This window comes from Pseudomonas sp. YuFO8 (assembly GCF_035065025.1).
GTDB classification, from domain to species: Bacteria; Pseudomonadota; Gammaproteobacteria; order Pseudomonadales; family Pseudomonadaceae; genus Aquipseudomonas; species Aquipseudomonas putida_AE.
This window is the reverse complement of record NZ_JAXDEQ010000086.1, coordinates 1-3978: the sequence shown is the minus strand read 5'-3', so window position 1 is coordinate 3978 and position 3978 is coordinate 1. Positions and strand designations below refer to the sequence as shown.

Genomic DNA, 3978 nt, shown 5'->3' with positions numbered 1-3978 from the left:
TGCCGGCGAAGGCGCCCTCGAGTATTGCATCGATCTTTCGGGCCTCTTCGCTGGCAAGCCAGCTCCTACAATGTTTTGCGTAGCGCGTGAGTCCGTGGCCACCGCGGACCTGTAGGAGCCCGGCTTGCCGGCGAAGGCGCCCTCGAGTATTGCATCGATCTTTCGGGCCTCTTCGCTGGCAAGCCAGCTCCTACAATGGGTTGCGTAGCGCGTGAATCCGTGGCCGCCTCGGACCTGTAGGAGCCCGGCTTGCCGGCGACGGCGTCCTTGAGTATTGCATCGATCTTTCGGGCCTCTTCGCTGGCAAGCCAGCTCCTACAATGTTTTTTGCGTTGAGCGCAAAACCCTAGGCCAACTCTTGTTCGCGGATCAGCTTCTTGTTGATCTTGCCGACGCTGGTCTTGGGGATCTCGGCGACGAACTTGAACTGCTTGGGGATCGCCCATTTGTTGATGCGGCCAAGCTCCACAAACCCTTGCAGGTGCGCCTCGAGGATCTTGCGATCCAGGTATTGGCCCGGTTCACAGACCACCAGCGCCATGGGCCTTTCGCCCCACTGCTCATCGGCAATGCCGACCACCGCGACCGACAGCACCGCCTCGTGTTCGCTGATCAGGCTTTCCAGTTCCAGCGAGCTGATCCACTCCCCGCCCGTCTTGATCACGTCCTTGATCCGGTCCTTGATTTCCACGCCGCCCAACGGATCGATGGATGCCATGTCGCCGGTATGCAGCCAGCCGTCCTGCCACAGCTCGGCGCCCTTTTGCGGCTCCTTCAGATAGCCTTGGGTCAGCCAGGGCGCACGCACCACGATCTCGCCCAGGGACTCGCCGTCATGGGCAACGTCATTGCCGCTGGCATCGATGATCTTCAGGTCGACCATCGGCACCGGCGTGCCGGTCTTGATGCGCGTCGGCAGTTGCGCCTGCATGGGCTGCTGGAGGTCTTCGTCGCGCAGGTAAGTCAGGCACAGCAGCGGGCAGGTCTCGGACATGCCGTAGCCGGCGTGTACCACGATGCCCTTGGCACTGGCTTCGCTGGCAATCCCCAGGGGCAGCGCGCTGCCGCCCAGGAGCATTTTCCAGCCGTCGAAACGGGCGGACTTGCCTTGCTCGCAGTTGAGGATCATCTGCAGGATGGTCGGCACACAGTGGGAGAAAGTCACCTTCTCCTCCTGATACAGCCGCACCAGGCTGTTGGGTTCGTAGCGGCCGGGGTACACCTGCTTGATGCCCATCAGGGTCGCGACGTAAGGCACACCCCAGGCATGCACGTGGAACATCGGCGTGATCGGCATGTACACGTCGTCGGAACGCAGCAGTGGCGCGCCCTGGTAGACGCCCAACGAGCCCACGGCATTCAGGGTGTGCAGGACCAGTTGGCGATGGGTGAAATACACGCCCTTGGGGTCGCCGGTGGTGCCGGTGGTGTAGAACAGCGTCGCCACCGAGTTCTCGTCGAAATCGGGAAAGTCGTACTGGTCCGGGCACTGCGACAGCAACTGCTCGTACTCGCCCAGCACCGGCAACGACGTGTCGCTCGCCTGGTCTTCGGTGAGCTGGATGAAGCCCTTGACCGTGGTCAGCCGATCCTGGATCTGTTCCACCAGCGGCAGGAAATCGTCATGCACCAGCACCACATCGTCTTCGGCGTGGTTCATGGTGAACAGCACCTGCTCCGGCGACAGGCGAATGTTCACCGTGTGCAGCACCGCGCCGATCATCGGCACGGCGAAGAAGCATTCCAGGTAACGGTGGCTGTCCCAGTCGAGCAGGGCCACGGTGTCCCCGGCCTTGACCCCGGCCGCGGTCAGCGCATTGGCCAGGCGGCGGATGCGCTTGTTGAGGGTCTGGTAGCTGTAGCGCAGCTTGTCGGCGTAGACGATTTCCCGGCCCGGTTCGTAGCGCACCCCGGACAGCAGCAATTGCTTGATCAGCAAGGGATAGGCGTAGGCGCCGTCGGCGGGTGGAATTATTTTTGTCGCCATCATGATAAAGATTCCTTGTCCTTTCGATCAGAACTGATCGGCTTGAAGCTCGTAGAGGCAGGCGCTGCCGGCCTTGGCCGATGCGCTCAACGAGTGGATACGCGGCAGCAACCTTGCGAAGTAGAAACGCGCGGTGGCCAGTTTGCTGATGTAGAAATCGTCCTCGGCATCGCCGCTCATGACGGCCTTGGCCATGCGCGCCCACATGTAGGCGTAGGCGGTGTAGCCGAACACCTGCAGGTACTCGACCGAGGCGGCGCCGATTTCGTTCGGGTTGTTTTGTGCCCGGTCCAGCAGCCACGCGGTCAGTTCGTCGAGGGTGTCCACGGCGGCGTTCAGCGGTTGGGTGAACTCGCCCAGGTCAGTGCTGGCGCTGGCGGTGAAGTCGCGGATCTCCGAAGCGAACAGGCGGTAAAGCGCCCCGCCGCTGCCGACGATCTTGCGCCCGGCCAGGTCCAGGGACTGGATGCCGTTGGTGCCTTCGTAGATCTGCGTGATGCGCACGTCGCGCACCAGTTGTTCCTGGCCCCACTCGCGGATGAAGCCGTGGCCGCCAAACACCATTTGTCCGTGCAAGGTGGTTTCCAGGCCCATGTCGGTGAGGAACGCCTTGGCCACCGGGGTCAGCAAGGCCACCAGGTCCTGGGCGCGGGAACGCTCGGTCGGGTCTTCGCTGAACTTGGCGATGTCCAGTTGCAGGGCGACGTAGCTGGAAAACGCGCGACCACCCTCGTTCAAGGCCTTCATGGTCAACAGCATGCGGCGCACGTCGGGGTGGACGATGATCGGGTCGGCGGCCTTGTCCTTGTTCTGTGCGCCGGTGGGCGCACGGCTCTGCAGGCGGTCACGGGCGTACGCCAAGGCGTTCTGGTAGGAACGTTCGCCCTGGGCCAGGCCCTGGATGCCCACGCCCAGGCGTTCGTAGTTCATCATCGTGAACATCGCCGCCAGGCCCTTGTTCGGTGCATCGATGATGTAGCCGGTGGCGCCATCGAAGTTCATCACGCAAGTGGCCGAGGCCTTGATGCCCATCTTGTGTTCGATGGAACCGCAGGACAGCGAATTAGGCTCGCCCAGGGAGCCGTCGGCATTGACCAGCACTTTCGGCACCAGGAACAGCGAGATGCCTTTCGGCCCCGCCGGTGCATCCGGCAGTCGCGCCAGCACCAGGTGGATGATGTTCTCGGTCAGGTCGTGGTCACCGCCGGTGATGAAGATCTTGCTGCCGCTGACCTTGTAGCTGCCATCGGCCTGGGGCTCGGCCTTGGTGCGGATCATGCCCAGGTCGGTACCGGCATGGGCCTCGGTCAGGCACATCGAACCTGTCCAGGTGCCAGCGTACATGTTGGGCAGGTAACGCTCCTTGAGCTCTTCGCTGGCATGGGCCTTGATCGACAGGCAGGCACCGGCCGTCAGCATCGGGTACAGGCCGAACGACAGGCTGGCCGCGTTGACCATCTCTTCAACCTGGGCAGAAATGGCCTTGGGCATGCCCATGCCGCCGTATTGCGGATCACCGCCGACACCCACCCAACCCCCTTCGGCGAAGGCTTGATAAGCCTGGGCGAAACCGTCTGGCGCGGTGACCGAACCCTTGCTCCAGGTACAGCCCTGCTCATCGGTGGCGCGGTTCAAGGGGGCGATGACTTCGCCACTGATCTTGCCGGCTTCTTCGAGGATCGCGGCGGCGGTTTCTTCATCGATCACCTCGGCCAGGCCAGGCAACCTGGCCCAGAGCCGGGACACCTGGAAAACCTCGTTGAGTACGAAGCGCATGTCGCGCAGGGGAGCTTTGTAATCAGACATCTTGGCTTACTCGGAAGTGGTCACGGCATGCGGCATGCCAGGACGTTCAGTGGATTCAGTGTTCTCGGTTGCCGCGACAGAACCGGGCTGGGGTGCCCGTTCACGCAGCAGGAAGTACGACAGGGCCGGGATCAGGATCAGCGCGCCGAGCATGTTCCACAGGAACATGAAGGTCAGCAGGATGC

The 3978-nt window shown here is 62.8% G+C and carries 2 protein-coding genes; both read right to left on the bottom strand.

The genetic code is table 11. The features are described 5' to 3' along the window. Positions 1–346 precede the first annotated feature (346 nt). Positions 347–1990, bottom strand: coding sequence for a fatty acid--CoA ligase (locus tag SOP95_RS31330; RefSeq protein ID WP_323609493.1), 1644 nt, complete (start codon positions 1988–1990; stop codon positions 347–349). Between the two features lie 24 nt (positions 1991–2014). Then, on the bottom strand, positions 2015–3793 hold the full coding sequence (locus SOP95_RS31325; protein WP_274077800.1) for an acyl-CoA dehydrogenase C-terminal domain-containing protein: 1779 nt from the start codon (positions 3791–3793) through the stop codon (positions 2015–2017). Positions 3794–3978: the final 185 nt, after the last annotated feature.

What these genes read in the sequence shown, in the direction of transcription:
- SOP95_RS31330 (WP_323609493.1), bottom strand. Translation starts at nt 1,990, where the DNA reads ATGATGGCGACAAAAATAATTCCACCCGCCGACGGCGCCTACGCCTAT.
- SOP95_RS31325 (WP_274077800.1), bottom strand. Translation starts at nt 3,793, where the DNA reads ATGTCTGATTACAAAGCTCCCCTGCGCGACATGCGCTTCGTACTCAAC.